The organism is Bartonella sp. CM86QHHN (genome assembly GCF_042194695.1).
In the GTDB taxonomy this organism is placed as follows: Bacteria; Pseudomonadota; Alphaproteobacteria; order Rhizobiales; family Rhizobiaceae; genus Bartonella.
In genome coordinates this window covers 155,852-181,404 of record NZ_JBHIND010000051.1, presented here as the reverse complement: position 1 = coordinate 181,404, position 25,553 = coordinate 155,852, and the positions used below count along the sequence as shown (strand labels likewise).

The window sequence follows — 25,553 nt, the reverse complement described above, 5'->3', positions numbered from 1 at the left end:
TAAACTTCAAATGAAATAGCACTTAAGAATTTATTATAATTCTTATCAGAAAAGATGAGAGGATAAAACGCCCATAATGTACAAGCATTTTGTCCTCTCACATCAATAATTAACTCTATTTAAAAGCCAATTTTAAAGTTAGCTATGCGCAAAAATATCAATTTCCGCCCATCCTAAAAGATCAAGCCTAGCTCTCATAGGCAAAAATTGAAAGCATGCCTTGGCAACATTTTCTCGCTCTTCACGTCTTAAACGTTCTTCAAATATAACCTTTAAACGATGCAAATATAACACATCCGACGCAGCATATTCAATTTGTGCCTGTGATAACGTTTCTGCCGCCCAATCCGAAGATTGTTGCTGTTTAGAAATATTCACATTCAGCAATTCATTACAAATTTCTTTCAAGCCATGACGATCCGTATAAGTGCGCGTGAGTTTCGAAGCAATCTTTGTACAAAAAATAGCCTCTGGCATAACACCAAATGTATGCGCTAAAATAGCAAGATCAAAACGCCCAAAATGAAATATTTTGGTTATTGCGTTATCCTCAAGCAATTTTATCAAATTTGGTGCACTCTTTTGTTCTTTAGCAATCTGAATAACGTCAGCAGTACCATCTCCAGAAGAAAGCTGAACAACGCATAAACGATCACGATAGGGTTGTAATCCTAAAGTCTCGGTATCAATCGCAATGGCATCAGTTTTATAATTGTCTAAGTTTGGTAAATCACCTTGATGAACGCGAATCTCAGCCATTTACCCTCCTACTTGCTAAAGCAGCAAGAATACGCGCCCAAGACCGCTGCCCCTTATGAAACGATTTTAAATTATACTTTTCATTAGGAGAATGAATACGGTCATCAGCCAATCCAAAACCAACCAAAAGAGTTTCCATACCAAGAATTGACCGAAAATCTGCTACAATTGGGATCGAGCCCCCCATGGCTGTCAAGACAGCGGGCACTTCCCACTCTTGTGATAAGGCATCCTTCGCCTCCTTGATAAAAGATGAATCATCAGAAATCTGAAGTGCCGGAGAAGAACCGTGATTCTTAAATTCAACCTTACAATCAGCAGGAATTGAGCTACGTACATAATCACGCAACGCTTGGCGTATTTTCTCTGGATCTTGCTTATGCACCAAACGACACGATACTTTTGCACTCGCTTGAGAAGCAATAACTGTTTTCATCCCTTCCCCTTCATAGCCGCCACTAATACCATTAATTTCCATGGTAGGACGTGCCCATACAAGCTCTAAAATGCTCCGCCCTTTTTCACCAGCTGGAACGGAAAGTCCTATAGGACCAAGAAAATTTTCAGCAGTACAATTAAGTGCATTCCATGATTGTAAAATCTGTGGAGGTGTTTCTTCTACGCCATCATAAAAACCAGGAAGTGTTGCCCTATTATTTTCATCGTGAAGTCCTGCTAAGATTTTCGTTAAAATACGAATGGGATTAGCTGCTACTCCTCCAAAATAACCAGAATGTAAATCACGATTCGCTGCTGTGATAATAATCTCTTCTGCCATAATTCCCCGAAGAGAAAGAGCAATAGATGGTGTATCCGCATCCCACATTGACGTGTCACAAACCAATGCATAATCTGCCTTAAGTTCATCTGTATTTGCTTTTAAAAAAGGAATAAGGGAAGGAGAAGCACATTCTTCTTCTCCCTCAAATAAAACAGTAACTTTAATAGGAAGCTGCCCTGTTTCTTTCTTAAATGCACGACATGCTTCAATAAAAGTCATCAACTGACCTTTGTCATCTGAAGCTCCACGAGCACAAATAACTTTCTCTCCATCTCTCTCTTTTAAAGAAGGTGTAAATGGATCATCCTCCCATAAACTCAATGGATCAACAGGTTGAACATCATAATGTCCGTAAAACAGCACATGCAAACAATCATCTGAAGGTCCAGAATGATGCCCAACAACCATTGGATGCCCCGGCGTATCACGGCGTGAAGCCTCAAAACCGATGCTTTTTAAATCCTCCACTAACCAATCAGCTGCTTTACGACATGCATCCTTGTAAGCCGAGTCTGTAGAAATCGATTGAAAACGTAAAAGAGAAAAAAGGCGTTCAAGGCTCTTCTCTATATTTCCATCAAGATGTGTTAGTACTTTATTCAGCATAAAAAAAACCTTTCAAGCCTTGTGTAATTATATTATAGATGCGATGACTTTAAGCCTCTTGTAAGATTTTGCAAGACACCTTATTCATTTTTGACATTGTGAGCAGTAAAAACTTGAACGTCCAGCCTGTAAAATGCGCATAATAGGCGCTCCACATTCCAAACATTGCTTGCCTTCTCGTCCATAAACTGAAAAAGCATGCTGAAAATAACCAAGCGAACCATCTATATGCATATAATCACGTAAAGAAGAGCCACCAGACAAAATGGCTTCAGAAATCACATTGCGTATATTTTGTGCTAAAGAATCTGCAAATTCACGTGCACGTGCCGTTTTTGATGCCAATGTAAATGCACCACGTTGTGGAGACAAACGACTCCGCCAAAGTGCTTCACAAACATAAATATTCCCAAGACCTGCAACAATAGACTGATCAAGTAAAACACCCTTGAGAGACATTTTTTTATTAACAAAAGCCTTTTGTAAATAACGACCAGAAAACGAATTACTTATAGGTTCAAGACCTAGCTTATTTAAAAGTGGATGTTCATAAAGCTTATCCGTATCGACTAAAAGCATAAACCCAAAGCGACGCACATCATTATAAATAAGACGATAAACGTCACCATTCTTTGTCTGAATATCCATGACAAAATGATCATGTTTAACTAATTTACTTGACGCTGAACAAGCTTTTCTTAAAAAATCATTCTCTATACGCCATGAACCAGACATTCCTAAATGGCTTAAAATCGTTTCATCCTGAGAAAGATGAAATAATAAATATTTCGCACGCCGACCAAGTTCTATAATTGTTCTGCCAATAAGGCGCTCAGAAAAAGCCTCAGGAAAAGGAAAGCGCAAATCTCTACGATTAAGTTTGACAGATACTATCTTTGCATCAGTTACAACGGACTCAAGTCCACGACGAACTGTCTCTACTTCAGGAAGCTCAGGCATTACTCTTCTTTAATAATTATACACTTTCCAATCGTATCACTGATAAATTGACTTCTTCCCCCCTCAAAAAACGAAGACTTCCTCTACATCTACTAAACAAATTCTTGATGAGTCGATTTTACTTGGATTCCTACTCATGTGAATCATTTAACTAAAGGCTTTATGGACAAACCCTGCCTTGAATATATACCACACACTCTAAAATACTTAACGTATCAATAAAGCTTACATCCCACCCCACCTCAAATGACCGCGTTTTATGGTAACAAAATTAAGCCCATTCACCCTTACGAAATACAGGAACTCTTACACCATCTTGGGTAATGCCATCTATGTCAATTTCACCAGAACCAATCATCCAGTCAATATGAATGACACTTTTATTCCCACCACGTGCTGCAATCTCTTCTGACGTCAATGATGCCCCATCTAAAAAGCATTTGGAATAACACTGCCCTAAAGCAATATGACATGCAGCATTTTCATCAAATAAGGTATTATAAAAAAGGAGGCCACTCTTAGAAATTGGTGAAGAATGGGGCACAAGGGCAACTTCGCCCAACCGGCTTGCACCCTCATCACTTTGCAAAACCTGCTGTAAAACTTCTTGGCCTGTTGATGCACGAGCCTCAACAATACGCCCGGCTTCAAAACGTACTTCAATATTATCAATCAGAGTTCCTTGATAGGAAAGGGGCTTTGTTGAGCGAACGAAACCTTCAACCTTATGAGCATGAGGAGTCGTGAAAACTTCTTCTGTCGGAATATTCGGATTGCAAATAACACCATTTTGAGCAACGGATGCACCACCATGCCATTCATGATCATCTGCCAAACCAACAGTTAAATCAGTCCCTGGCCCTGTAAAGTGTAAGGCAGAAAAACGCTGCTCATTAAGCCAAGATGACCGTTTCTTCAAATGTGCATTATGAACAGTCCACGCCTGCACCGGATCTTCTCCTGTAACACGTGAAGCAGAAAAAATTGCATCGGCTAATTTTTTAATCGCCTCATTAAGTGGTAAAGAAGGAAACATTGCCTCAGCCCATCCTGCTGTTGGATAAGCAACAATCGACCAATTCATAGCAAAATTTGATATTTGCTTGAGTGCCGGCTGGTAAGCTATTGAAGTGGCTTTATTTAAACGTGAAACCTTATCAAAATCCTGATTGGAAAGGAGCAAAGGATTATCACCAACAATCGCTAAACGCGCTGCCCCATTTTCAAAAGCCTTTGCCATTCCCTCATAAAGCCAAGAAGGGGCACAATCAAAACTAGCTGTATGGGCATTTTCAAACCGTGTAAGCGATAACATATCATCACTAAAAATTGGTGTAATGACACCAGCACCAACCTTATAAGCATGATATGCAATACGCCGAACAAAAGGTAACGCTGAAACTGGAGCAGTTAAAACAAGATCCTGCCCCTCTTGTAAATTCAACCCCACTTTCACTGTAATTTCTGCAAGACGATTAAGCATTTCAGGCAAAATTGTCTCATGAATATCAAAGTACATTACCAATACCCTTCTTTAAATAGAATGCGTTCTTTATGTCGTCATATTATAAATTGTTTTTCAGATCCTTTGAGTTCGCTTTCTCTACGTATATTTATGCGTATCATTATCGCTAAAATTCACTTAATTCATAAACCGCAATGGGTATATCATCCTTCTTTGGTCATGAAAAACTTACTAGTTCCTGTGTCGTTTTTCTAACATTGCAACAATTGCATTTAACTGATCAGATGAAGGTAAAACCATAATCGTTTTATTTTCCTCTTTCCTAGCTAGATGTTGAGGTGCATAGGCAGGGATAGGAACTTTATCAAGCTGTACCATAGCAAAAGGCGCAGGATGTGCCATCTTGGACTGTGCTACTTCTGTCGAAGGAGATGTACTTTTCTCTGCCTTTACGCCCCTACTCTCTAAGCCTTCATCTATAAAGCTTGGCGCATGACCAGAACGTTCTTGAGCAAAAGCATAAGCAACATCATAAGGGCGATTATTTGTAGGAACTTGAAGCTCTCCATCACGTGATCGTTTTTCATAAAAAGCATTTCCCCCTGCAACCTGAACATAATGCATGTTTTTATACGGAAAAGACAAACCAGCGGTATGAAAAAACTTAGCGTGTTTAACTTTCTTATCTCGTTCACCCCGTAAAACGGCATCAGCCGCCTCTCTTACACGAGCAACAGATGCTTTCTCCGTCATAGGACGCGTTAAAACACCAGGAGCAAATTGCCTATATTGACCAACAACACCACAAATCGTCTTAGGATAGGCGGTTGAATTAACACGATTCATAACAACCGTTCCAACGGCAATCATTCCTTCACGGCTTGTGCGATTTGATTCAAAATACATCGCTCGCATAAGACATTGACGCTCTGTCAATGGATATGTAACCGCTTTTGTCTTATTATTATTTATTTTTCCAGCATCTAAATGACTTGAAGCACATCCCACAACAACTAACGGCGCTACACAACAGGTAACAAAAACATTCCAACGATTTTTTTTCATCTTATGCAACACATTCCTATAATCTCTGAGATATTCAAGTCTTGAAATGAGCTTTAAATGTATCTCTCAATAAAGTACATAGCTAATTGTTACCACTCAGTAAAATTTTAATACAAGAGGTAATCAAAAAGTATCTATGCAAAATAAAAAATAAAAAACTCTTAATTTACAGATCGATATTGTTATTCTTCATGGTTCAATATAGGCTATAATAACCCACACGTTTCAATTACAATAAAGTAACACTATCCACTTCTTCTACATACGAAAAAATAATACAGATATCCCCTTTAATATAAAATTTTAACAAAATGATCTGAAAGGAAATTCCCCTAGAAAACTCCCCTCCTGCCACAATACGAGTGATGATATCATCCAATATACAAATATGTCAAACCAAGAGTTAACAATCTGCCATGCTTCTCTGAAAAAACTCTTTGTTGCTTCTTTGTGCTTTGCCATAAAATGGTTATCTTATTCTTCTTATAGCTGCACTGTAAGAAAATACTCATATATCTACAAACTTATTTTATACATATAAGAAAAATTTTAATCTATTTTCTTCTCACCTACCCCAACTTTATAAGTAAGGTCATCACGAGGACGATCAGAGGACATATGGTAACCCGTTATGATATAATGCAGCATTTCAGCAATATTAGTAACATGATCACCAATTCGTTCAATATTCTTTAAACAAAACAGTAAGTGCGTACAAACCGTAATATTGCGCATATCTTCCATCATATACGTCAAAAGTTCACGAAAAAGAGAAGTATACAAAGCATCAATCTTCTCATCACGCTCACGCACCGCGTCAACACGCTCTAATAGGCGACTCGTATAAGCATTTAAGACTTCTTTTAATTGATTGAGTGCTAAAGCTGTAATTGTTTCAAGCCCATGATAAACAGAAGCAGATTGACGTATTTCTGAAAGTGCAACAGTCCTTTTAGCAATGTTTTTTGCCATATCCCCAATCCGTTCAAGATCAGAAGAAATACGAATGGCTCCAATAATTTCACGCAAATCGACAGCCATCGGTTGGCGTTTGCAAATAATAGCAACCGCTTTTTCATCAATGTCACGTTCTGCTTCATCTAAAAACACATCATCGGCAATCACTGTCGTTGCAAGTTGAAGATCACTACTCACAACCGATGCGACAGAACGTTCAATCATCCTTTCTGCATGGCTCCCCATTTCTGTAATCCTTACTCTTAAATATTTTAGTTCTGCATCATAAGAACGGACAGTATGTTTCATAGACATATCTTACACTCCTCAATTCACCTATCCAAAACGCCCCGTAATATAATCTTGTGTCCGTTGCTCTTTTGGTGAGGTAAAGATCATTTCAGTCGCACCAACTTCTACCAAATACCCTAAATGAAACATAGCCGTATATTGAGAAACACGTGCGGCCTGTTGCATGGAATGCGTTACGATAACAATTGTATAATTTTGCCGTAACGCATCGATAAGCTCTTCAATCCGTGCTGTTGCAATGGGATCAAGAGCTGAACAGGGCTCATCCATCAAAATAACTTCAGGACTAACCGCAATAGCACGTGCAATACACAAACGCTGTTGTTGTCCCCCTGATAAACTTGTTCCAAGATCATGAAGGCGGTCTTTTACTTCTTCAAACAAACCTGCCTGCCTCAAACTCTTTTCAACGACATCATGCAATTCAGAGCGTGTTTTAACTAAACCATGAATGCGTGGACCATACGCAACATTCTCAAATATAGATTTTGGAAAAGGGCTGGGCTTTTGAAAAACCATTCCAACACGAGCGCGCAATTCTACAACATCAATCCGTGTGTCATAAATATTCTCCCCATCTAAGGTAATAAGACCAGTTGTTTTAGCGCCTTCAATTGTATCATTCATACGGTTAAAACAACGCAAAAAAGTTGACTTTCCGCATCCTGATGGACCAATCAAAGCAGTTACTTGATGTTCAGGAATATCAAGTGTAATACCGTGGAGTGCTTCTTTATCTCCGTAAGAAACCTTCACATCCTGACCGCGCATTTTAATCTTCATTACAAAAATTCACCTTACAAAAATCTTATCAAAGCTGTTGTTTTATTAAAATTACTGGCGGCGTTCAAATCGTCGACGTAAAAAAACCGCAGAAATATTCATGATCGCAAGAAAAATCATCAATACAATAATAGCACCTGATGTCTTTTCAACAAAAGCACGCTCTGCTTCACCCGCCCACATAAAAATTTGAACAGGCAAAGCCGTTGCTGGATCCATGGGGGTCGTAGGAATATTAACAACAAAAGCAACCATTCCAATCAAAAGCAAAGGAGCTGTTTCACCCAAAGCCTGAGCGACTCCAATAATTGTGCCTGTTAAAATGCCAGGCGCAGCTAAAGGAACAACATGATGAAAAATCATTTGTGTTTTTGATGCTCCCAACCCCAAAGCTGCAGAACGAATAGAGAGAGGAACAGCACGCAGAGCAGAACGTGTTGCAATAATGATCGTGGGAAGAGTCATGAGCGCTAAAACAAGACCACCAACAAAAGAGGCTGAACGTGGTAATCCTAAAAAATTAACAAAAAAAGAGAGTCCTAAAAGACCAAACACAATTGAAGGAACAGCTGCAAGATTATTGATATTAACCTCTATAAAATCTGTAAATTTATTTTTGCGTGCATATTCTTCTAAATAAAGAGCCGTTGCTATGCCTATCGGAAGGGAAACTAATAAAACGATGCCTATCATATAAAGAGAACCAATGATCGCAACACCTAATCCCGCAGTCTCAGGACGACTTGAAGCGCCAAATGTAAAAAAACCAATATTAAATGTTTTATAAAGCGTACCATCATGCGCTAAACGCTTTATCCATTCTATTTGTCGATTAGAAACTTTACGGTTTTTTTCTGCTACACGCAGATCAATCTGTCCCTTATAAGCAGAATCAATATCCGCAGATGCCAAAACTTTAACTTTTTGCATTGTGCCAATCAGTTTTGGATTTTTTGTCACCATTTCACGCAGTTGAACACGGACACCATTTGAAAACATACGGTTAACGTCCAAAAGAGAGGCTCGATCATTTTGATTGATATTAAGTTTCTTCGCTAAAGCATTGCGTACAAGAAGTGGATAATTCGCCGTCATGAGCACTTGTGGTTTTGTTTTACGTTGACCACTTGGATCAATGATCTTTTCATCCAAATAAATCGATAATGTCATTTCACTTTGAAAAAAAGCTGTATAACCCTGACTAATGATAGACCATAAAAGCGTAAATAAAAAAAATAAACCAATAAAAATGGCAATCAAACCATAGGCACGAAAACGACGTTCAGCCCAATACCGACGCTTGAGACTAATATTGCGACGAGGAAAAAAATCTTCATTCATTCATATTGTTCCCGATATTTACGCACAATATAAAGAGCTAGAATATTCATCAAAAGTGTCATAACAAAGAGCGTCATCCCTAAGGCAAAAGCCACCAGAGTTTGTGGAGAATTAAACTCAAAATCACCGGTCAATTGATTAACAATCTTAACAGTCATCGTAGTCATTGCTTCGAAAGGATTGAGTGTTAAGTTTGCAGCAACACCTGCCGCCAAAACCACAATCATTGTTTCTCCAATTGCACGCGATGCCGTCAACAAAATAGCCCCCATAATCCCTGGAAGCGCTGCTGGTATAACAACTTTTTTAATTGTTTCAGATTGCGTTGCGCCTAAACCATAAGAACCTTCACGTAAAATGCGTGGAACAGCCGTAATAACATCATCCGATAAAGAGGAAACAAAAGGTATCAACATAATTCCCATCACAACTCCAGCAGTCAAAACACTTTGTGCCATAATAAAACTAACCCCGTCTGAGAGAGAAGCAGAGAGATCTCGTAAAAATGGTCCCACAACCTTCAAAGCAAAAAAGCCATAAACAATCGTTGGAATGCCAGCAAGAACTTCTAACAATGGCTTCACAATTGCTCGCAATTGCGCAGAAGCATACTCCGCCATATAAAGAGCTGAAAATAGTCCTATAGGTACAGCAAAAAGCATGGCAACAAATGCAATATAAAGCGTACCAGCAAGAAGCGGTATTAAACCAAATTGTCCTACTTCATCGCTGGAACCGCTCGCGGAAAAACGCGGATCCCAAACTGTTCCTAAAAAGAAATTTGAAAAGGATACAGACTGAAAAAAGCTTACTGTCTGAAAAAGCATAGAAAGCGCAATGGCTATTGTTGTCAAGACTGCAACAATAGATGCACCAACCAATCCAATAATAATAAAAGATTCAACCTTATTACGCGCACGTTGATGAGGCGCAATTTGCATCATTCCACAGATAAAACCAAAGGACGCAATAGCAAAAAGAAAAACATAACCTATAAACTTAAGCTTTTCAGAAGAGAATACCCACGACTGTGCTATTTTGAACACATCATCCGATGCTTCATCGGATAAAATCAATCCCTTCGCGAGTAATTGTGCCTGCACTTCCTTATAGGAAGCGGTAGAAAGATTCCCCTCAAAGCGATGAATCTTTTTGACGAGACTTCGAAGTGTCTCCCAAAGTAGATCGTGATTTACAGGCTCTGTTACATGCGCACTATACGCCCCCAACTCTCGAGAGGCATTATACTCTAAATAAATTGTACTCCCAGCATCCCAAACAATTAAAAAAATAAAAGCTGGAATAACAGTAATCAAAAATGTCCACCAGCCATAATAATACGCACGAGAATGCATTTTATGTTGTCTGTATTCAAGAATGCGTGCTCGCATATAAGAAATACAAAAGCCACAAAATCCAAAAATCAATAATAGCAAAATAATGAAGGAAATGCGCATTTTATCTTTCAGTTTTTATAAAAAAATAGCACCCAAATTTCCTATCTCAGAAATCCAACAAATTTTCCCTGCAAATTATTTCAATGTCATTACTCGACCAGCAGAAAAATCAGAACGCTGTGCTTGACGTTCCTTTTCAGGAGAAACAATCAAACCATATTCAGCCAAAGGACCCTCTGGACCAATCATTTGATCAGAAAGAAAAAAATCAACATACTCTCGCAAACCTGAAATAATACCTAAATGTGCTTTCTTAATATAGAAAAAAAGCGGACGAGAAACTGGATATTGTCCACTAGAAATCGTCTCAACTGTTGGCGCAAAACCGTTAATATCGGCAACCTTTAGCCTATCAGCATTATTTTGATAAAAAGACAAACCAAAAATACCAACCCCTGTTTTATTAGAAGTTAGACGCGCAAACGTTTCAGAATAATCACCATCAATATCAACCGCTTTTCCATCCTTACGTACCGCAATACAAGCAGTGTGTATCTCCTTATCATCCATTCCTAAAGACTTCATCACTTCAACTGCCCCACTCTCTTTACACCCCTTAGTAAGTAATTTTTCCTCAAAAACTTCACGTGTCCCATGCTTCTCCCCAGGAATATACGCTGCTATCGTCCAATCAGGAAGAGCACTATTGACTGCACTCCATTTCAAAACATTATTCGGTTGCAACTTTCCGTCTATAATAATTCGAGCAGCAAGGGCTTTATAAACATCTACTGGCTGTAATTTCCAATCAGGTCCCTTAATATCAGTTGCAAAAACAATGCCATCATACCCAATACGTATTTCCTCAACATCTTTTACACCAGCATCAAAACAAGACTGTAATTCACTCGGTTTCATTGCTCGCGAAGCATTAACAATATCAACAGTGTTCTCCCCAATACCACGGCAGAATTCCTTAATACCAGCTCCTGTTCCTCCCGATTCGATAACAGGAACCTTAAAATGGGGGTAAATTTCTCCAAATGTTTCAGCAACAATCTTTTGATAAGGTAAAACTGTAGATGAACCAGTAATCTGTATTTGATCGCGCGCATTGCCTCCATTTGCTGACAGCAGTAGCGCAAAAATCAATCCCACTCCAATTGATAATACTTTGTTCATCTATAAACTCCCTAAAAATTGAAAACAAAGCCTCTTAATTTATATCATACGGTCATTCTAGTTCACATTTGCAACATAACAAATATAAAAAATAACATGGATCATTTTTTTAAAACCATGTTTTTGTCCTCTGTCAAATAAATTCATTTGAACGCTTGAACTCAATAACATCCCAAAACAAATGAGCAACATCCGTACCGCAGAAGCGTTTAATTTCACGAATTCCCGTAGGAGACGTCACATTAATTTCTGTTATATAATCTCCAATCACATCAATCCCCACAAAAAGAAGACCGCGTTCCTTTAAGGCTGGACCAATGCGTTCACAAATTTCATAATCACGTTTTGTTAACTCCACATTTTCCGCGCGACCTCCAACATGCATATTAGAGCGCACATCTGTTTCTGTCGGAATTCGATTAATAGCTCCAACAGGTGTACCATCAAGCAAAATAATCCTTTTATCTCCTTTTCGTACTGCCTCTAAATAGCGCTGAACAATAAAAGGTTCGTGATAAATTTCTGCAAACATTTCTAACAATGATGCTAAATTGCGATCATCTTGTCTTAAATAAAAAATACCAGCGCCCCCATTCCCATAAAGTGGTTTAACAATAATATCGCCAAATGTCTCTCTAAAAGCTGTTATTTCTTCAATATCTTTGGTAATTAATGTTTCTGGCATCAGATCAGAAAATTCAGTAACAAAAATTTTTTCTGGACTGTTGCGTACCCATGCAGGATCATTCACAACGAGTGTTTTAGGATGAATACGCTCTAACAAATGAGTTGTTGTGATATAATTGAGATTAAAAGGTGGATCTTGGCGTAAAAGAACCACATCCATATCTGTTAATTCCGTACGAACAGGCTTTTCTAATCGATAGTGGCTTCCCTCTTTATCATGTACAATCAATGGCTCTAGTCGTGCAATCACACAACCATCGTATAGAGATAAACGATCTGGTGTATAATGGAAGAGAGAGTGTCCACGTTCTTGGGCTGCTAAAGCGAGTGCAAATGTCGTATCTCCTTGAATCCGAACTGTTGAAATATGATCCATCTGAATGGCAATTTTCATAAATAAATCCTCTCTATCCTAAAAGCAGACTGGTCTATGCATCATAAACTTAGTAAACAATAAAAGAACTATGACAAGAGAAAATTTATGACACAAGAAACAGATATAAAATTAAACAACAAAGAAATCGAACGCTATGCACGCCACATCATTCTGCCTGAGATTGGTGGTGCAGGGCAACAAAAGCTAAAAACAGCACGTGTTCTTGTTGTAGGCGCTGGTGGTCTTGGTGCTCCTGTCTTAACCTATTTGGCTGCCGCAGGTGTTGGAACTCTTGGAATTGTCGATAACGACATCGTTTCACTTTCCAATTTACAACGCCAAGTTATTCATAAAACAAATGCAATCAACAAAAGCAAAACAGACAGTGCTGAAACCACTATAAAAGCAATAAATCCCCATGTTGTAGTTGAAAAACACACCCTACGCTTAGATAAAAGTAATGTGGATAAACTGCTCAATGCTTACCACATCATTGTTGATGGAAGTGATAATTTTACCACACGCTATCTTCTCGCTGATCACGCTGCCCAATGCAAAAAACCTCTAATAAGCGGTGCTGTAGAACGTTTTAATGGCTCATTAACGGTCCTTATGCCGTATAAAGACAATAATCCTCACTATCGCGATTTATTTCCCACCCCTCCAGCTCACGGGACTATCCCAACATGCGCTGAAACTGGAATCATCGGTGTTTTACCTGGCGTTATTGGGACCCTACAAGCAATGGAAGTTATTAAAATGATCACAAACATCGGAGAGCCATTAGTAGGAAAGATTCTTCTCTATAATGGATTATTAGCGCAATTTAATATTATTACTTATAAACGCTCAAATTATAAAGAAAATACCATAGTTATTAAGAAGCTTGGAGAATCATGATTATGTCCTCTCTTCCACTAATTTTAGCACTCTCGCAATATGTATTGAAATACTAATTAATTTTATCGCAAGTCATCGAAACATTGTAACCAATGAAACCTATTAAATTTATCACAAATATGGCAAACTTTTTGTGAAAAAATAATTCTCTATAATGGATTATCAGCATAATTTCATGTCATCGTCTATAAATGGACAGAGACTCGTGGGAACGCAGCTGCTATCAGTATTCTTGTGTAAAAAATTTTCGACGTAGATAAAAATACAATCAGCAGAACTCTATTCAACTATTTTACTATTCACACATAAAAATTGTTTCACATGAAAGTGCTTACTTCAAACCATAACCTATAAATAAATAATTTAAGTCATATTTTAGTGATCGATACTATAAAAGGTCAATGATCTGTCCGTACATCTCTAACCTCAAGAGAAAACGTCTATTCATCGAGCATCATAAAATGCAGCTTAGGATTATTGCACGTATAAGAACAATCAATTGTCTCTGTTCATAAGAAAAATACATGGGACTTGATGTAAAAGTACATAGGGATTGATGTGTATAGAAGGATTGAGATAAACCTCATGGAGAGCTTTAATTACATAATTATTGCATTCAGAAGCAGAAAGCTGCGGCTCATGAATTGATAATCCTTCAGCAATAATTTCACAGACAAGTATATGTAGAAAAAGTGAAGCACACAAATCTTGAAAACCAATCCACAGACGACAGTGTAAAGAGTGCATTTTTATAAAAGATCTCTTTAAAATAAGCGAGTAAATATGCAATGTTAAATATGTTCTGTTTTGCGTGAGGGGCGTTCCCCCTAACAAAACATCAATAAGAGCTCTTTTTATAAAACTGTGAAACTAAAATTACAAAAAAAATCAGACTTCTTTCTAAAATTAACATCTATGGTATAAGTTAATTTGGCTCGTTCGCTTTATTATTATCCATTGGTAAAGGAACAGGATGATCGGATAAACTGCGTAAATAAAGCAAAAGATCGGCACGATCTTGGTCATTTTTAATTCCACGAAAAGACATAATGGTCCCAGGAAAAGCTTCACGTGGAGAATGTAAATAACGATCTAACGTTACAAAATCCCATTTTTGATCAGAATGAGCACGTAATGCCCGTGAATAAGCAAAACCTGCTGCTGATGCCAAAGGGCGGTTAACAATCTCCCAGAGAACTGGACCAACACGCCCTGTTTCATTGCGTCCAGATGTGTGGCATATGGCACATTGGCGAAAAACTTTACGGCCATTTTCAAAATTGCCTTGTTGAAGGCGGCTATTTAGTGATAGGGAAACATCAGGTGCTTTTTGTTTTTCTTGAAATATATCATTCTTGGCAACTCTATGATGATATTGGACTGATGTAGGATGATCGTAAACTATATTGCTGAGTGTGAAAATCCCCACAACAATGACCAACACACATAAACAAGCACAAATAAAATAAATAAATCTCGAGCGATTCATAAAAACTCAAATGTTCACGGTTTTATTACCATTTTTAGTTTAAGCTTTTTCTTTATAACACACAACATCATAAATGCATCACAGATGACATTGGGAATCTTACAATGGCTCTTGAAACAATTATTCTTATTCCTGCCCGTATGGGCTCAACCCGTCTTCCTCAAAAAGCTCTCGCTGAAATTGGCGGAAAACCGATGATTGTTCATGTCGCAGAACAAGCCCAAAAAGCTGGAATAGGACGTACAATCGTTGCAACAGATCATAATGATATCGCTAAAGCTGTTGCAGATTATGGGCATGAATATATCATAACACGAGGTGATCATAAGTCTGGATCTGATCGTATTTATGAAGCTTTAGTGCGCATTGATCCTGAACAACGCTACAACGCCATTTTAAATATACAAGGTGACTTACCAACAATCATGCCTCGTGAAATCATTCGTGCGCTACGCCCTTTAGAAAATAGCTTTACTGATATTGCAACCTTGGGTGCCAAAATCATTGAAGAAAATGAAACAAGAGATCCCAATGTTGTCAAAATCATTGGTACACCGCTTTCTCAAAATCGCCTTCGTGCTCTTTATTTTACGCGCGCCAAAGCACCTTATGGAGAGGGTCCTCTTTATCACCATATTGGAATATACGCCTATAGGCGCGAAGCACTTGAGAAATTTGTATCATTCAAACCCTCACCACTTGAGAAACGTGAAAAACTTGAACAATTACGTGCATTAGAAAACAATATGCGTATCGATGTGGAAATAGTCGATACAATTCCCTTAGGTGTAGACACACAACATGATCTCGATAGAGTTTGTGAGATTTTAGCATGAAAATACTTAAAAAAACCAATAAAATTTCTTTCCAAGGAGAATACGGCGCTAATTCCCATATTGCTTGCTCCAATATGTTCCCCAATATGGATGCTGTTCCCTCTGCTACTTTCGAAGACGCCCTTAATTTAGTGGAAAGCGGGAAAGCTGATCTTGCTATGATCCCTATTGAAAATACCCTTGCGGGACGCGTTGCAGACATTCATCATCTTTTACCACAGTCATCTCTTTATATTATTGATGAATATTTTTTACCTATCCATTTTCAACTCATGGTTTTGCCCGGCGTTACACATGACGAAATTAAAACCGTCCACAGCCATACGCATGCCCTTGCACAATGCCGAAAAATCATACGAAACAACGGTTGGAAACCTGTTGTTTCTGCTGACACCGCTGGAGCTGCAAAATTTATTAAAAAAAATGCTAAACGTTCACAGGCTGCCTTAGCACCTTTAATCGCAGCAGAACTCTATGGACTTGATATTCTTGAAAGAGATGTTGAAGATAACCCTCATAATATTACCCGTTTTGTCATCCTTTCACGCTCCAAACGACATGTCCCCAAACCTCAAAATGGCGAAAAAATCATCACCAGTCTTCTTTTTCGAGTGCGCAATGTCCCCGCTGCTCTCTATAAAGCTATGGGAGGATTTGCAACGAATGGTATCAATATGACAAAATTAGAAAGCTATCAAATTGGTGGAAATTTCAATGCAACACAGTTCTTTGTTGATATTGAAGGACATCCTGAAGACCCGATGATGAAACTTGCCTTAGAAGAATTATCTTTCTTTTCTGCAGAACTGCGTATTATCGGTACTTATCCAGCACAAAACGATCGAACATCGTATATATAAAAGCAATTAAGCTGCTATCATTTTTTGTTGATATCAAAAAGCATCGTAAAAATTTCATAATGCAACGTATCTTGAAAGAGCTCGTTTTTTTCTACTCAACACCCTTCATAAAAACTGAAGAAGAAAAAACAGCTCGTAACAGAATATATAAATTATTTGCATAATATTTTCTCACAAATTATATCATGATAAAAAGCACTTCAACTTGTATAAAAACCAGTGTAAAAAAACACAGTAACCAAAAATAAAAACGCTTGTACCATCTATTTCCTTTTATATATTCAAAGAGAGCTTCTTGAGAAAAGTCATTTCCTCTGACAATATTCCAATAAAGATAACGAACTTCTAAATTAGCTCTCAAAACAATTCAAATTATTATACATAATAGAGCATTCAAATCTCTTAGATTAATGTCATTCTAAACATGGTTTAAAACTAGAAAATGCAACTTAGCCCTGATTTTAGCGTTAAGTTTGAGCTTTTATCTTTATAAAAATTGATTTATGATTCACCTCACTTTAGAAAAAGGAGAGGATAATGAAAAAAATCTTCATGCAAGGATTATTAGCCGCAAATATTCTCGCCTACTCTAGTGGTGCGTTTGCTGGCTTTGGTGAGAGAAAATGGAATTTTGGGCTGGATGAAAGTGTTGTGATCATCCCATCCGATACAATCCATCAAGGAGCTGAATACTCTTGTAGTATCTTTGAACCGAAGAAAGTATCCTTTACTTTATCATACTCTACCCCTTCTGATTTAAACAAATTGAGAATTGCTGTTGATGATGAAAAGAAAATAACCCATGATAAAGAAAAGAAGATCTTTATCCTAAAAAATATAAAATCTCTTCATATAAGTTTTCCTTCGTCAGGACATTATATTTTTAAAAATATTACGAAGAAAAAAGTTGTTGGAACAAATTGTGACACAGGAGATTATGATTAACAATATTTCTATAACATCTAAATTTGAGTAGAGTTATTCTTTTTTTAGGTATTTTTTTCAAAATAGGGCATAATGAGCCATTAAAACTAATCGCTGAAAAGCTTATTTTTATCCTAATATGGCAAACCTTAAGCTGCTTATAAGGTTAGATATTAAAGAACTTTTGCGAAAACTAAATGACTAAAATTAAATTGTTCTGTATTTTCTACTATCAGAGCTATTTTTTTAATAAGAATATAACTTCTATCTTTGCAACTGCTTTATTTTAAGTACTATAAAGCACATCGTACCCAAATCACTTAGATAAACAGAAAAGTAAAATTTGCTCTACAGATGCATTCCTTACTGCACTTTAAGTCATACTCATTCAGCTTTTTATAAAAATTATCTCGCTTTTCCCTCCTTATTAAAGAATATAATTATCTGAAACTATAAAATGTCGCTTATATCGAATAAGAACCATTTTTATGCTTATAAAATCAGTACCCCCTTATTTCTATAGCGTTTAATGTTGCATCTTCTCTTGCATGAGTACAGTCTCTTAAAAATATATGAAACCTTTTCTCAAATAATAAAAATTCATATATTGATCCATCTTGTGATAAACATCAATGTTTTTTAATTAAAAGAACAAGCACGCAAAAAAAGAGCGATAACATCTACTCAGTATTTATATACGTTAAAAGAAAAAATATTACATATTTGATATTCTCATTCACTATAGAAATGAGGTGGTTCTCTTATAAGATATTTAATATATTGACTTATCATTATAAGAGTTCGATTTTTTATACTGAATTACAACCACAAATAAAGTAAGATCCTCCCATCTTAAATCTCATATTGAATCAATTAAAATCATTTCCTTGAAAGTTACAAATGGGAGTGGTGTGTGAGTAAAAACGATTAAAAAAGGAATAAAAATGCTTCTTATAAAGCCTCTCAAGTGCAAGGGATCGCAACATTGGGAGTTGTTAAGTAGTATGAGGGCTAAAATTTATACTTTTATTAAGCATAAAAAAGATAGTGCACAATGGACTTATATCTCAAGGAGAGTATGTATACTATTTACGAGTAGAGTTTGAAATATAGTTAAGAGTATTGAGCAATCGCTCTTTAAAAAGCCTGTGAATGTACAACATTAAATGTATTCTGTTTGGGATTTTTTGTATAGAGGAGCAACACCATTAAAGCAATATTTTATAATTATTTAAATAGCACTCTTCCCCCTGACTTTCGAATGTTAGCCAATTACATGATCTATCTGCTTTATTTTCTTCTTTAACTGTTGTAAATTTTTGATGATTCAATTTCGTAGTTTTAGAACAGACGTGTCTATCCTAAAACTCTTATATGTTTCAGCGAATGAGAATAATTATACATTCAGACTATCTTAAGCGAAAAGATATTTTCATACCAAATAAATATGCAGAGCTACTGCTATAAAAACTAATAAATCCACAATCTCTTTGTTGTTTATATGTCAATAAATTAAACGCAAAGGAAAATTCTTCGTCTTTCTTAGGATATTTTTCGTTTCTGAGCTTGATTTTTCATTCCAAATCGACAATATGAACTTGGGAGGTTGGTGGTGGACGAACTACTCGCCAACTGGGTCAGGTCTGGAAAGAAGCAGCCCCAACGAGTTCTGGTACGGGTCATCGTTCCAACCTCCTATTTTGCTGAAGAAATTATTTTTTATGCTGTCTTTTAGCGAGGTATTTTTAATCTTCAGAGCGGCATTTGTATGCAGCAAATAAAGGGGTTTTGTTGTTTTTAAACAAATTGTCCCATAAATAATTTGATTAAGAAAAAATCCTTTTATATGAGACTACAGTATTGATCTATGCTTTTGTATTATCAAAATGTACGCATAAAGAACTTCGAAGTTGGAAATATTCATGGAAAATTTACCGGTAGAAACAGCCTATCGTGTTCTTGCTCGTAAATATCGACCCCAAAACTTCTCTGACCTCATTGGTCAGGAAGCTATGGTGCGTACTCTCACCAACGCCTTTGAAAAAGGTCGTATTGCACAAGCGTGGATGTTAACAGGGATTCGTGGCGTAGGTAAAACCACAACAGCACGTATTTTGGCACGTGCACTTAATTATAAAACAAAAGATACTGACCAACCAACAACTGTATTGGACTCTCTTGGTGAACATTGCACACAAATTATCGAAGGACGCCATATTGATGTTATAGAAATGGATGCCGCTTCTCATACGGGCATTGATGATATTCGTGAAATTATTGAACAAATACGCTATCGTCCTGTTTCTGCACGCTATAAGGTTTATATTATCGATGAAGTACATATGCTCTCAACACAAGCCTTTAATGGTTTATTGAAAACTCTTGAAGAACCACCTTCCCATGTGAAATTTATTTTTGCCACAACAGAAATTCGCAAAGTTCCTATTACAATTCTTTCGCGTTGCCAACGTTTTGATTTACGCCGTATTGACTCAAAAGCTTTGAGTGCACATTTGCGTCAAATTGCGAAATATGAAAAGGTAGAAGTAGAAGATCAAGCACTCTCTATGATTGCCCGTGCTGCAGAAGGATCTGCACGTGATGCATTATCCATTTTTGATCAAGCAATCGCCCATAGCAATGGCAATGTTAATGCTATTGCGGTGCGTACAATGTTAGGATTAGCGGATCAAGCACGTATTATTGATCTTTTTGAATTTATCATGAAGGGCGATGTTGTCAATGCGTTACATGAATTACGCAGTCAGTATGAAGCAGGTGCTGATCCTCTTACTATATTGACAGAACTAGCCGATTTTAATCATCTGGTCACACGTTTACGTTTTACACCAGAAATAGTGGAAGATTTTTCTCTGACTGAAGAACAACGTTTAAGAAGTTTAGACTTTTCAAAAAAACTTTCCGTTCCTGTTTTATCCCGAAACTGGCAAATGTTACTCAAAGGTTTACAGGAAGTTAATCAAACTGCACGTCCTCTTCAAGCCGCTGAAATGCTTTTAATTCGTCTTGCTCACACGGCTGACTTACCAACCCTTGATGAGGCTTTAAAAAAGCTTACGCAAGAAAAAACGCCTCTCACACTGGTTAAAAACTCTTCTCATCAAGAATCTACAAATGCAAATAATATAACAAAAGAAACAATGGTCGGAGCCCATGCTTCCTCGAGCATTTCAAATACATTAGCCGATCAATCAGATTTAAAAACATCTTTGAAAAACCAATTAGATCATTCCTTACAACCAGAAAATTTAGTTAAAAATCAAAACCATGACAAAATCAGCGCCCAAGAAGTAACAGAAATTCTAGAAACTTCTCAATCTACTGATCTTTCTGTAAAGATTGCAAATTCATCGCATTCTGTCACGCAAAAAACAGAAAAGATTACTGAACCTAAAACTCTCGTGATTAATTCTTTGCACGATATTGTTCAATTAGCCGAACAGCATAATGACGTTCCTTTCAAACTCCTTGTTAAAGAATTTGTTCATCCTGTTTCTTTTGAAGCTGGGCATATTACCTTAAGACTTTCTGAAAATACCCCACAATTTCTTGCTCATGATATAGAAAAAAAGATATCTCAATGGACTGAAAAACGCTGGACAATAACTTTTGTTAATGAAGGAGGTGGCCCAACCTTACAGGAGGAAAGTATAGCGATTCAAAAGACTCTTTTTTCCAATGCAGAAACAGATCCTGATATCGCGAAAATCCTCAATCATTTCCCAGAAGCAAAAATTGTCGATATTCGACTCAATAAAGAAGAAAATGATCTTGATTTACTCCCCAATACCTTTAAAAATGCTGATATTTTTAAAAATAAAAATGATATCAATGATGAATAAGGATACCTATTCCTATGCGTGAAATGATGAGCATGATGAAAAAAGCCAAAGAAATGCAAGAAAAAATGCAGAAGATTCAGGAAGAAATAGCTAATCTGCAAGCTGTGGGCACTGCAGGGGGTGGTCTCGTCAATATCACTTTAAATGGCAAAAATATTATAACAGCAATTCAAATTGATCCTTCATTACTCAAACCTGAGGAAGCTGAAATTCTTGAAGATCTCATTATGGCAGCTTATAATGAAGCAAGAACAAAAATCGAAGTCGCAATAGAAGAAAAAACCAAAAGTATGACGGCAGGGCTACCACTCCCATCAGGTTTCAAGCTTCCATTTTAATGAAACGGATTTTTCCCGTGAGACAAAAATATGTCTAAATACATTGCAGGAGCTGAGATTAAACGTCTCATTCAGATTTTATCACGGTTACCAGGTCTTGGTCCACGTTCAGCGCGTCGTGCTGCGCTGCATCTTATCAAGAAAAAGGAGACTTTGCTGGAGCCTTTAGGAGCAGCTATACAAGCAGCTATAGAAAAAGTCGGCATTTGTTCTGTTTGTGGAAATGTCGATACCATTGATCCTTGTTCAATTTGTACAGATTTGCGCCGCGATGATACAACAATCATCGTTGTTGAGGATATTGCTGATCTGTGGGCTCTTGAACGCGCAAAAACTTTAGCCGCACGTTACCATGTGTTGGGTGGACGACTCTCCCCCTTAGATGGAATAGGTCCTGACGAACTCAACATTGCCACCTTAATACAGCGTGTTGTACAAAAACCTATTACGGAAATTATTCTTGCTGTCAATGCGACTGTCGAAGGTCAAACAACTGCTCACTATATCACCGATCAGCTTTCCAATTTTCCAGTTAAAATTACGCGACTTGCTCATGGTGTCCCTGTAGGAGGCGAGCTTGATTATCTTGATGACGGAACTTTAGCAGCAGCTGTACAAGCAAGAACAAATCTTTAAAAATTTCTTTCTCTTACCTGTTATCTCGTTTTATTTACTATTATTTCTTTGTATGGGGAAAATATTCAAGTGATAAAGAAAAAACTCTCACTTTTAAACGACTTTGGTCCTGGTATTCTAGTATGTTTACTCATATCAGCCTTAGCTTATGGCTTAGAAGTCGTAGAAAAACAGCTTTTGGGACAAGCTTGGCTTGAAAGCCTTGTTTTGGCAATTCTTTTAGGATCGATTATCCGTAGTTGTTTTCCTTTGCCAACATATTTTCAAAAAGGTATCACCTTTTGTGCAAAAACACTTCTCGAAATTGCTATCGTTCTTCTAGGAGCAAGCATTAGCATTAACGCAGTCCTTTCAGCTGGCTGGAATTTGCTTGCTAGTATCATATTCGTGATATTCGTAACGATTATCCTGAGCTTTGCCATCGGCCGACTTTTCGGGCTTTCTACACATTTAGCAATGCTGGTCGCTTGTGGGAATGCTATTTGTGGCAATTCAGCTATTGTCGCCGTTGCACCTGTCATAAAAGCAAAACATGACGATGTAGCCGCGTCAATTGCCTTCACTGCTCTTTTAGGAATTCTTATTATTTTATTTCTACCCTTTTTACATCCGTCTCTGAATTTGTCATTTAGCCAATATGGTGTGCTTGCTGGCATGGTTGTTTATGCTGTACCACAGGTTTTAGCAGCAACAGCATCTGTCTCTTTTCTGAGTGTTCAAATTGCAACAATTGTCAAATTAGTACGGGTTCTCATGTTAGGCCCTGTTATTTTTACTCTATCAATCATTTATCGCCGATCAGCACAAACACGCTTGCGTTTACATACCCTCGTCCCATGGTTTATCATTGGCTTTATTATCATGATGCTTGTTCGCTCAAGTGGTCTTATCCCTGAAAAGGCTATCAATCCCATCAAATTTATTGCCCAGTTGTTTACTGTTATCTCAATGGCTGCACTAGGATTAGGTGTTGATATCCGATCACTAAAAAAAGCAGGATGGCGCGTCATTTTGGCTTCAACCTGCTCCATAATTATTCTCGGTATTTGTAGCCTTATCATGATACAATTGAATGATTTAAATCATATAACATTTTAAATGTGCATTGATTATTATTTTTTCAACGTAGTATACAATCAACCCAAAGTCCTCATTATTATTAAAATCAGTTCTTTCATAAACCAGAAAAAGTTCTAAAATACTGCTCATTATTCTATACAAAAAATTGAACGAGCTGATATTTAAGTGAAAACTGTCAAATGTGCTTTTCAGTCCATAATGATTTGCAACAGGGTAGTATCAAAATACGTAACTCATGCAAAACAATGCCATTTCTTTCATCTGCTCTCATTACGCTGAGTTTTTTATATAAAGACGGATAGAATATGTTCTTATTTGGAAAAAATGTGGGGTCATAACTTTTCCTCTTTTAAATTACTTTTACTTACTATGTAATACAAGTGGCATCAAAGTACTATTTGATAGCTTACAAGTTGTGACAACCCTTCCATTTAAACGATTCGTGAAGGAGTTTTTATTCTTTTCTTCAACAGTTTTGATTCATACGCTAACTCCGCTTGTAATATACAAGCTAATAACTTTAATTGTTTCACCATAAGTAGACTTAAAATAAGAGAATCTTACAATACTCAAGGTACTCATTCAAAAAGTGATAAAAATAAGGATTAAATCAACATCTCGTTCTATCCCATAAAAAGATATTGTTGCTTATTGTCACTAGTAACTTTCTTACAAATGAAATATACGATAATGAAAAGATTAAAAATACAGCAGGACTTTTATTTATCGTTTTATTCAACTAAAATATTTTTATGCTTATCCTTGCTATAGATACCGCTTCAATTTATTGTGCTGTTGCGCTTATTCGTCATAAATCTGTTATTGCGCGTATCAATGAACGCATAAACAAAGGACATGCCGAAAAAATTATTGGGCAGATTACACAAATAATGAAACAAGCCAATATGACGCTTGATCAAGTTGAGCGTATTGCTGTCAATATTGGACCTGGATCATTTACTGGTGTGCGTGTCGGTGTTGCAACAGCGCGCGCTTTGGCATTAGCACTTGAAATACCAGCTGTTGGAGTGAGTGCTCTTGAAGCGTTAGCAGCACAAGTCATAAACAGTAAAAGTACAGCATCGGCAATTACTGTTGTCATTGAAGCAGGGAGAGGGATGTTCTACCATCAAAATTTTCATAATGATCTCACACCTTTGGGAGCGCCGGGATTAAAAACAATTGAAAATATCCTCGAAGATTTGCCAAAAAAAACCCGACTGACTGGCCCAGCTGCTGATGTCGTTGTGGAGCATGTTAAAAACCATAAAATATACGAAAAAATTGTCCTAGAAAAAATCCCCTGCGAAGCGGCCGATATTGTAAACTATGCTTATCTTGCTGCAAACAAACAATCAAAAAATTCACCTCGCCCACTCTATCTACGCAGCGCTGATGCAAAACAACAAACCAATTTTGCTTTACCACAAAAAAAATAATGCCCAAATTTTCATTGACAAAAAAGAATTTTGGAATTGCTCCGCTACAAGTTAATGATAGTGCTTCTCTTCATCAAATTCATCAGCATTGTTTTACCCCTTCTTGGGAAAAACAAGCTTTTGATAATTTCTTAACAGATCACTCTATCTTCGGATACAAAGCTTTTCTCATTGATCACTCTGATCAAATTTTAGGCTTTTGCCTATGCCGTCTCATCCTTGATGAAGCAGAAATCATCACAATTGCTGTTCACCCTCATTATCGTCAAAAAGGAATTGGTACCTTTCTTATTGAAAGCACAGTTCACTATCTTCACGACAAGGGCGCCATAAAATTATTCTTGGAAGTAGAAGCCACAAATCTTTCTGCTTTGAACCTTTATCAACGCTTTGAATTTCAAAAAATTTCTGAACGTCTTGCCTATTACGCGTCAAAAAATGGTCGTGGTGATGCAATTATCATGCAAAAAACTTTTAAGCAAATAGATTGAGATTTGTGTAAAAAACATTTAGACAA

The 25,553-nt window shown here is 37.1% G+C and carries 22 protein-coding genes and 1 other RNA gene; 11 read left to right on the top strand and 12 right to left on the bottom strand.

The window, feature by feature from the left end; translation table 11 throughout:
• Nucleotides 1–138: 138 nt before the first annotated feature.
• The 11 genes from ACFIKX_RS04760 to gshB form a co-directional block, all read right to left on the bottom strand.
• Complete coding sequence (locus tag ACFIKX_RS04760) at nt 139–759, bottom strand: ribonuclease D (RefSeq protein WP_375661218.1); 621 nt, start codon at nt 757–759, stop codon at nt 139–141.
• Entirely contained in the window at nt 752–2,146 is a 1,395-nt protein-coding gene (locus tag ACFIKX_RS04755) for a M20/M25/M40 family metallo-hydrolase (protein ID WP_375661217.1), read from the bottom strand. The genes ACFIKX_RS04760 and ACFIKX_RS04755 overlap by 8 nt, the downstream gene beginning before the upstream one ends.
• Before the next feature lie 84 nt (nt 2,147–2,230).
• Entirely contained in the window at nt 2,231–3,106 is an 876-nt protein-coding gene (mutM, locus tag ACFIKX_RS04750; RefSeq protein ID WP_375613328.1) for a bifunctional DNA-formamidopyrimidine glycosylase/DNA-(apurinic or apyrimidinic site) lyase, read from the bottom strand.
• Between the two features lie 271 nt (nt 3,107–3,377).
• A complete protein-coding gene (locus tag ACFIKX_RS04745) occupies nt 3,378–4,625 on the bottom strand; it encodes an aminopeptidase (protein ID WP_375613327.1) in 1,248 nt (415 codons plus the stop codon).
• A 177-nt stretch (nt 4,626–4,802) separates the two neighbouring features.
• Complete coding sequence (locus ACFIKX_RS04740) at nt 4,803–5,636, bottom strand: cell wall hydrolase (RefSeq protein ID WP_375613326.1); 834 nt, start codon at nt 5,634–5,636, stop codon at nt 4,803–4,805.
• Between the two features lie 549 nt (nt 5,637–6,185).
• On the bottom strand, nt 6,186–6,908 hold the full coding sequence (phoU, locus tag ACFIKX_RS04735; protein WP_375611791.1) for a phosphate signaling complex protein PhoU: 723 nt from the start codon (nt 6,906–6,908) through the stop codon (nt 6,186–6,188).
• A 21-nt stretch (nt 6,909–6,929) separates the two neighbouring features.
• Nucleotides 6,930–7,688, bottom strand: coding sequence for a phosphate ABC transporter ATP-binding protein PstB (pstB, locus tag ACFIKX_RS04730; protein WP_375627629.1), 759 nt, complete (start codon nt 7,686–7,688; stop codon nt 6,930–6,932).
• Between the two features lie 51 nt (nt 7,689–7,739).
• Nucleotides 7,740–9,029: a phosphate ABC transporter permease PstA gene (pstA, locus tag ACFIKX_RS04725; protein ID WP_375611793.1), complete on the bottom strand. Its 1,290-nt coding sequence runs from the start codon at nt 9,027–9,029 to the stop codon at nt 7,740–7,742.
• Nucleotides 9,026–10,486, bottom strand: a complete 1,461-nt coding sequence (gene pstC / locus ACFIKX_RS04720) for a phosphate ABC transporter permease subunit PstC (protein WP_375627630.1) — start codon at nt 10,484–10,486, stop codon at nt 9,026–9,028. The genes pstA and pstC overlap by 4 nt, the downstream gene beginning before the upstream one ends.
• 75 nt (nt 10,487–10,561) lie before the next feature.
• Entirely contained in the window at nt 10,562–11,608 is a 1,047-nt protein-coding gene (locus tag ACFIKX_RS04715; RefSeq protein WP_375627631.1) for a substrate-binding domain-containing protein, read from the bottom strand.
• A gap of 133 nt (nt 11,609–11,741) precedes the next feature.
• Entirely contained in the window at nt 11,742–12,689 is a 948-nt protein-coding gene (gene gshB / locus ACFIKX_RS04710; RefSeq protein WP_375627632.1) for a glutathione synthase, read from the bottom strand.
• Between the two features lie 87 nt (nt 12,690–12,776).
• On the opposite strand from gshB, the gene ACFIKX_RS04705 reads away from it, so the two are divergent.
• Nucleotides 12,777–13,571 carry a molybdopterin-synthase adenylyltransferase MoeB gene (locus ACFIKX_RS04705; RefSeq protein WP_375627633.1) on the top strand — a complete coding sequence of 265 codons (795 nt, stop codon included), beginning with the start codon at nt 12,777–12,779 and terminating at the stop codon, nt 13,569–13,571.
• A 925-nt stretch (nt 13,572–14,496) separates the two neighbouring features.
• Here the strand turns inward: ACFIKX_RS04705 and ACFIKX_RS04700 are convergent.
• On the bottom strand, nt 14,497–15,060 hold the full coding sequence (locus ACFIKX_RS04700; RefSeq protein ID WP_375627634.1) for a c-type cytochrome: 564 nt from the start codon (nt 15,058–15,060) through the stop codon (nt 14,497–14,499).
• A gap of 104 nt (nt 15,061–15,164) precedes the next feature.
• Between ACFIKX_RS04700 and ACFIKX_RS04695 the strand changes: the two genes are divergently transcribed.
• From ACFIKX_RS04695 to rimI, 10 genes are all read left to right on the top strand, one after another.
• Nucleotides 15,165–15,896: a 3-deoxy-manno-octulosonate cytidylyltransferase gene (locus ACFIKX_RS04695; protein ID WP_375627635.1), complete on the top strand. Its 732-nt coding sequence runs from the start codon at nt 15,165–15,167 to the stop codon at nt 15,894–15,896.
• Nucleotides 15,893–16,756: a prephenate dehydratase gene (locus ACFIKX_RS04690; RefSeq protein ID WP_273790573.1), complete on the top strand. Its 864-nt coding sequence runs from the start codon at nt 15,893–15,895 to the stop codon at nt 16,754–16,756. The genes ACFIKX_RS04695 and ACFIKX_RS04690 overlap by 4 nt, the downstream gene beginning before the upstream one ends.
• Nucleotides 16,757–17,293: 537 nt before the next feature.
• Nucleotides 17,294–17,701 carry a hypothetical protein gene (locus ACFIKX_RS04685; RefSeq protein WP_375613320.1) on the top strand — a complete coding sequence of 136 codons (408 nt, stop codon included), beginning with the start codon at nt 17,294–17,296 and terminating at the stop codon, nt 17,699–17,701.
• A 1,580-nt stretch (nt 17,702–19,281) separates the two neighbouring features.
• Nucleotides 19,282–19,379: signal recognition particle sRNA small type (gene ffs / locus ACFIKX_RS04680), an RNA gene on the top strand.
• 223 nt (nt 19,380–19,602) lie between these two features.
• A complete protein-coding gene (locus tag ACFIKX_RS04675; RefSeq protein ID WP_375627636.1) occupies nt 19,603–21,543 on the top strand; it encodes a DNA polymerase III subunit gamma/tau in 1,941 nt (646 codons plus the stop codon).
• Nucleotides 21,544–21,557: 14 nt separating this feature from the next.
• On the top strand, nt 21,558–21,881 hold the full coding sequence (locus tag ACFIKX_RS04670) for a YbaB/EbfC family nucleoid-associated protein (protein WP_375606797.1): 324 nt from the start codon (nt 21,558–21,560) through the stop codon (nt 21,879–21,881).
• 30 nt (nt 21,882–21,911) lie between these two features.
• Nucleotides 21,912–22,517, top strand: coding sequence for a recombination mediator RecR (gene recR, locus ACFIKX_RS04665; RefSeq protein ID WP_375627637.1), 606 nt, complete (start codon nt 21,912–21,914; stop codon nt 22,515–22,517).
• Nucleotides 22,518–22,586: 69 nt separating this feature from the next.
• Nucleotides 22,587–23,615: a YeiH family protein gene (locus tag ACFIKX_RS04660; RefSeq protein ID WP_375618033.1), complete on the top strand. Its 1,029-nt coding sequence runs from the start codon at nt 22,587–22,589 to the stop codon at nt 23,613–23,615.
• Between the two features lie 734 nt (nt 23,616–24,349).
• Entirely contained in the window at nt 24,350–25,036 is a 687-nt protein-coding gene (tsaB, locus tag ACFIKX_RS04655) for a tRNA (adenosine(37)-N6)-threonylcarbamoyltransferase complex dimerization subunit type 1 TsaB (protein ID WP_375627638.1), read from the top strand.
• The gene (gene rimI, locus ACFIKX_RS04650) at nt 25,036–25,527 is read left to right on the top strand and encodes a ribosomal protein S18-alanine N-acetyltransferase (RefSeq protein WP_375627639.1); all 492 of its coding nucleotides are present in this window, start codon (nt 25,036–25,038) and stop codon (nt 25,525–25,527) included. Before tsaB ends, rimI begins: the two co-directional genes overlap by 1 nt.
• Nucleotides 25,528–25,553: the final 26 nt, after the last annotated feature.

Coding starts and splice junctions, on each gene's coding strand:
- tsaB (WP_375627638.1), top strand. CDS start 24,350: ATGCTTATCCTTGCTATAGATACCGCTTCAATTTATTGTGCTGTTGCG.
- pstA (WP_375611793.1), bottom strand. CDS start 9,029: ATGAATGAAGATTTTTTTCCTCGTCGCAATATTAGTCTCAAGCGTCGG.
- ACFIKX_RS04685 (WP_375613320.1), top strand. CDS start 17,294: ATGAAAAAAATCTTCATGCAAGGATTATTAGCCGCAAATATTCTCGCC.
- pstC (WP_375627630.1), bottom strand. CDS start 10,486: ATGCGCATTTCCTTCATTATTTTGCTATTATTGATTTTTGGATTTTGT.
- ACFIKX_RS04755 (WP_375661217.1), bottom strand. CDS start 2,146: ATGCTGAATAAAGTACTAACACATCTTGATGGAAATATAGAGAAGAGC.
- ACFIKX_RS04690 (WP_273790573.1), top strand. CDS start 15,893: ATGAAAATACTTAAAAAAACCAATAAAATTTCTTTCCAAGGAGAATAC.
- ACFIKX_RS04700 (WP_375627634.1), bottom strand. CDS start 15,060: ATGAATCGCTCGAGATTTATTTATTTTATTTGTGCTTGTTTATGTGTG.
- recR (WP_375627637.1), top strand. CDS start 21,912: ATGTCTAAATACATTGCAGGAGCTGAGATTAAACGTCTCATTCAGATT.
- rimI (WP_375627639.1), top strand. CDS start 25,036: ATGCCCAAATTTTCATTGACAAAAAAGAATTTTGGAATTGCTCCGCTA.
- ACFIKX_RS04675 (WP_375627636.1), top strand. CDS start 19,603: ATGGAAAATTTACCGGTAGAAACAGCCTATCGTGTTCTTGCTCGTAAA.
- ACFIKX_RS04745 (WP_375613327.1), bottom strand. CDS start 4,625: ATGTACTTTGATATTCATGAGACAATTTTGCCTGAAATGCTTAATCGT.
- ACFIKX_RS04695 (WP_375627635.1), top strand. CDS start 15,165: ATGGCTCTTGAAACAATTATTCTTATTCCTGCCCGTATGGGCTCAACC.
- gshB (WP_375627632.1), bottom strand. CDS start 12,689: ATGAAAATTGCCATTCAGATGGATCATATTTCAACAGTTCGGATTCAA.
- phoU (WP_375611791.1), bottom strand. CDS start 6,908: ATGTCTATGAAACATACTGTCCGTTCTTATGATGCAGAACTAAAATAT.
- pstB (WP_375627629.1), bottom strand. CDS start 7,688: ATGAAGATTAAAATGCGCGGTCAGGATGTGAAGGTTTCTTACGGAGAT.
- ACFIKX_RS04670 (WP_375606797.1), top strand. CDS start 21,558: ATGCGTGAAATGATGAGCATGATGAAAAAAGCCAAAGAAATGCAAGAA.
- ACFIKX_RS04705 (WP_375627633.1), top strand. CDS start 12,777: ATGACACAAGAAACAGATATAAAATTAAACAACAAAGAAATCGAACGC.
- ACFIKX_RS04760 (WP_375661218.1), bottom strand. CDS start 759: ATGGCTGAGATTCGCGTTCATCAAGGTGATTTACCAAACTTAGACAAT.
- ACFIKX_RS04715 (WP_375627631.1), bottom strand. CDS start 11,608: ATGAACAAAGTATTATCAATTGGAGTGGGATTGATTTTTGCGCTACTG.
- mutM (WP_375613328.1), bottom strand. CDS start 3,106: ATGCCTGAGCTTCCTGAAGTAGAGACAGTTCGTCGTGGACTTGAGTCC.
- ACFIKX_RS04740 (WP_375613326.1), bottom strand. CDS start 5,636: ATGAAAAAAAATCGTTGGAATGTTTTTGTTACCTGTTGTGTAGCGCCG.